Source organism: Shinella sp. SUS2, assembly GCF_001262505.1.
Classification (GTDB): domain Bacteria; phylum Pseudomonadota; class Alphaproteobacteria; order Rhizobiales; family Rhizobiaceae; genus Shinella.
The window spans coordinates 1-3186 of sequence record NZ_KQ410806.1 but is presented as its reverse complement, the minus strand read 5'-3'; the positions used below and the strand labels follow the sequence as shown (position 1 = coordinate 3186).

Here is a 3186-nt window from a genome sequence, read left to right as displayed (position 1 = left end):
TTTTCCTGACGCTGGTGTTTGGCCGAGTGTGGTTTAAGGGTTCGCCAACCGTTGTCGTGCAGGTTCGCATCGAACGGCGCGGAGCCAAACCTGGATGTGTCCATGCACTTTTCCCTGATCTCGCTCTATGTGATCGCGCTGCGTGTGGTCGGTATCGTCTTCCAGGCTCTGATCATCGTGCTGCTGGCCAACACGATCCCCATGGCCGAGGTCGGCATCTTCTCGGCCATCTACGTGTTCTGGGGGCTGGCGCGCGGCCTCGGGCCCATGGGCTTCGACCAGGTCTCGATGCGCGACATCGCCACCTTTTCCTCCGATGCCGACAACACCCGGGTGCAGTCCATCTCGAACTTCGCCATGCTGGCCGTGATGGCCGGCGGGGCGCTCGTGGCGGCCTGCACCGCCCTGTTCTTCCGGCTGGCGGTCGATACAGGGACGGGGCCGATCTCGCCGCTGGTCGTCGCCGCGACGTCGCTCGCCGCGCCCGCCTACATGATGAACGGCCTGCTCAGCGCGCAGCTGCGCGGCTTCGGACGCCCCCTCCAGTCGCAGTTCCCCGAAGCGGTCGGCCTCCACGCCCTGTCCCTGTCCATCCTCTCCCTGCTGGCCTGGCACGGCAAGCTCAGCCTGGAGATCACCGTCGTCGTGCACGCCATCTCCGCCTGGCTCGTCACCGGCCTCCAGGCGGTCCTGCGCTTTCGCTGCGGCATAGACCTTGCCGCGCGCCTGTCGGGGACCGCGCGGCGCGAGACCGTGCGCGATGCCTTCCAGATCTGGCAGGCCCTCGTGGTCCGCGGAACGGCCGAGCGCGTGCCGGCCTATCTCAGCCTCTTCCTCCTCGGCCCCGCCGCAACCGCCATCCTCGACGTGGCCCGCCGCTTCGGCATCCTGCCCTCGCTGTTCACCGAGGGCGTCTCCACCACCTTCACGCCCATGTTCGCAAAACTGCATGCCGGATCCGACCGCGAGGCCTACCGCCAGCTCCTCGCCCAGAGCTCCTGGCTTGCCTTCACGCCGGCGCTCGCCGCCTTCATCTTCCTGTTCTTGTTTGGGCGCATGGTGCTGGACCTGTTCTTCCCGCCCTCCTATCAGGATGCCTATTGGCCGATGCTCCTGATCTGTGCCGGCGTGACCGTCAACGCCGCCTTCAGCCTGGCCGGCAACAACTTCCTCGTCACGCAGCGCCAGACGCTGGTCCGGCGCTACTTCACCTACAGCTTCGTCGTCATGGTGACCGGCTGCATCGTGCTCGGTTACGCCTTCGGCACGATCGGCATGGCCGCCGCCATCTGCGCCAGCATCGTCGTGTGCGACGGCGGCCTGGCCCTGCGCCTTGCAAGGGAGATGGGCAGGCCCGTCATGCTCGACCCGCACTATGCCAGCCTGGCCCTGGTGCGCCTGCCCGGCATGCTGCGCACCTGGTTCGCCCGATAGGGGAGCCCGCGTCCGGCAGGGGCGGGCCGGACCTCTCCCGAAGAGGCGCGTGCCATTATGGTAAACCGCAAATTTACCAACAGCCGGCAGGATGGACGCGCGCGAATCGATCCCCCCGCATGGCGCACGCCGACCGGCGCGCGAAGCAAGACAGGACTTTACGGAATGAGCAACATATCCGACAGGTACCCTTCCGGCGCCGTGAGGGGCCGCATGGGACGGTCATCCTCGCGCGGCAGCTCCCTGCTGAACCAGCTCGTCCCGTCCGACCGCGCGTCCGCATCCTCCCCGGCGTCCACATCGACGTCCACGTCCACGTCGTCCTCCGCGACGGCAACGGCAGCGTCCACGGCCGCCTCGACATCGTCATCGGTTCCCCTCGCCATGCCCGGCCGTCATCCGTCGGCCGTCGAGCGGCGCGGCGCCTTCCTCGCGCTGGATGTCCAGCACCTCTACGACTGGATCCGGCAGGGCTGGCTCGTCATCGCCGGCCTTGCCCTGATCGGCGCGCTTGCCGGCGCCTCCGTCGTGTTCCTCGTCAAGCCGCGCTTCACCGCCACCTCCGAGGTGCTGGTCGATCCCGCCGGCCTCAAGGTGGTCAACGAGGATCTCTATGCCAGTGCCGGCCAGCTCGACGGGCAGATGCTCGCGGCCGCCAGCAAGCTGCGCGTGCTGAGCTCGGGCAACGTGCTCTCCCAGGTCGTCAAGGATCTCGACCTCGTTCGGGACCGCGAGTTCGTGCCGGCCGACGCGACCGGCGACCCCACCGTGATCGCCGTCGCCAACCTGCGCAAGCGCGTGAAGGTGGAGAGTGACCAGCGGTCCTTCGTCGCCTCCCTTGCCGTGACCACCGAGGACGCGGCCAAGTCGATCGACATCTCCGCGACGATGATCGCCTCCTTCCGAAAGGAACTGGCAAAGGCCGAATCGGACGGCGCCAGCCGCTCGGTCACGGGCCTGGAGGATCGCCTCTCCGAACTCAAGGATGCCGTCAACAAGGCCGAGGAACAGGTCGAGACCTACAAGCGCGAGAAGGGGCTGCAGCCCAGCGTGGCCGGCGAACTGACCAGCCAGACCTCGCTGAACCAGCTCAACACCCAGGTCCTGGAAGCCCAGCGCCTGGTGATCGCCGAGGAGGCCGCCTACAAGGAGCTCGTCTCCGGCCGCGCCACCCTCGCCAGCGCCGACAATCCGGAGACCGCAACGCTTGCCGCCCTGCGCACGCAATATGCCCAGACCCAGCAGCAGCTCGGCGTGCAGTCGATCATCTATGGCGCCCGCCATCCCGTCATCGCCCGGCTGCAGTCGGCGGCAAAGGCCCTCGAAACCCAGATCGCGGCGGAAAGCGGCCGCCTGCGCGTCGCCGCAAAGGCACGGCTCGACCGCGCCCAGGCCGCCCTTGCCGCCCTGACATCCCGCTCCTCCAGCCAGAGCGCCACCGTCTTCACCGACAACGAGGCCCTCGTCCAGCTGCGCGAGCTCGAGCGCGACGCCCAGTCCAAGGCCGCCGTCTACGAGGCCTTCCTCGCCCGCGCCCAGCAGCTGAACGAGCGCGGCCAGCTCGACACCACGAACATCCGCGTCATCTCGACCGCCCTGCCGCCCCAGAACCGATCCTGGCCCCCAAGCCTCGCCGTCCTCCTCGTCATCGGCGCAATAACCGGCGCAGCCATCGGCCTGACAATCGCAATCGCAAAGGGCATCTGGCGCGAAATCAAAAACGACAAAAATAATACAAATATCGCAGGGAAT

At 67.5% G+C, this 3186-nt stretch carries 3 protein-coding genes; 2 read left to right on the top strand and 1 reads right to left on the bottom strand.

All coding sequences use genetic code 11. The features are described 5' to 3' along the window. The first annotated feature begins 102 nt into the window (after window positions 1–102). On the top strand, window positions 103–1434 hold the full coding sequence (locus tag AKG11_RS33235; RefSeq protein ID WP_024271633.1) for a lipopolysaccharide biosynthesis protein: 1332 nt from the start codon (window positions 103–105) through the stop codon (window positions 1432–1434). A gap of 158 nt (window positions 1435–1592) precedes the next feature. On the opposite strand, the gene AKG11_RS33230 is transcribed toward AKG11_RS33235, so the two are convergent. Continuing rightward, the gene (locus AKG11_RS33230; RefSeq protein ID WP_050747115.1) at window positions 1593–1820 is read right to left on the bottom strand and encodes a hypothetical protein; all 228 of its coding nucleotides are present in this window, start codon (window positions 1818–1820) and stop codon (window positions 1593–1595) included. Here AKG11_RS33230 and AKG11_RS33225 point away from each other — a divergent pair. Continuing rightward, window positions 1819–3186, top strand: a 1368-nt coding sequence (locus AKG11_RS33225; RefSeq protein WP_050747114.1) for a GumC family protein, incomplete at its 3' end; no start/stop codon positions are given. The genes AKG11_RS33230 and AKG11_RS33225 overlap by 2 nt on opposite strands.

Coding starts and splice junctions, on each gene's coding strand:
- AKG11_RS33230 (WP_050747115.1), bottom strand. CDS start 1,820: ATGGCGAGGGGAACCGATGACGATGTCGAGGCGGCCGTGGACGCTGCC.
- AKG11_RS33235 (WP_024271633.1), top strand. CDS start 103: ATGCACTTTTCCCTGATCTCGCTCTATGTGATCGCGCTGCGTGTGGTC.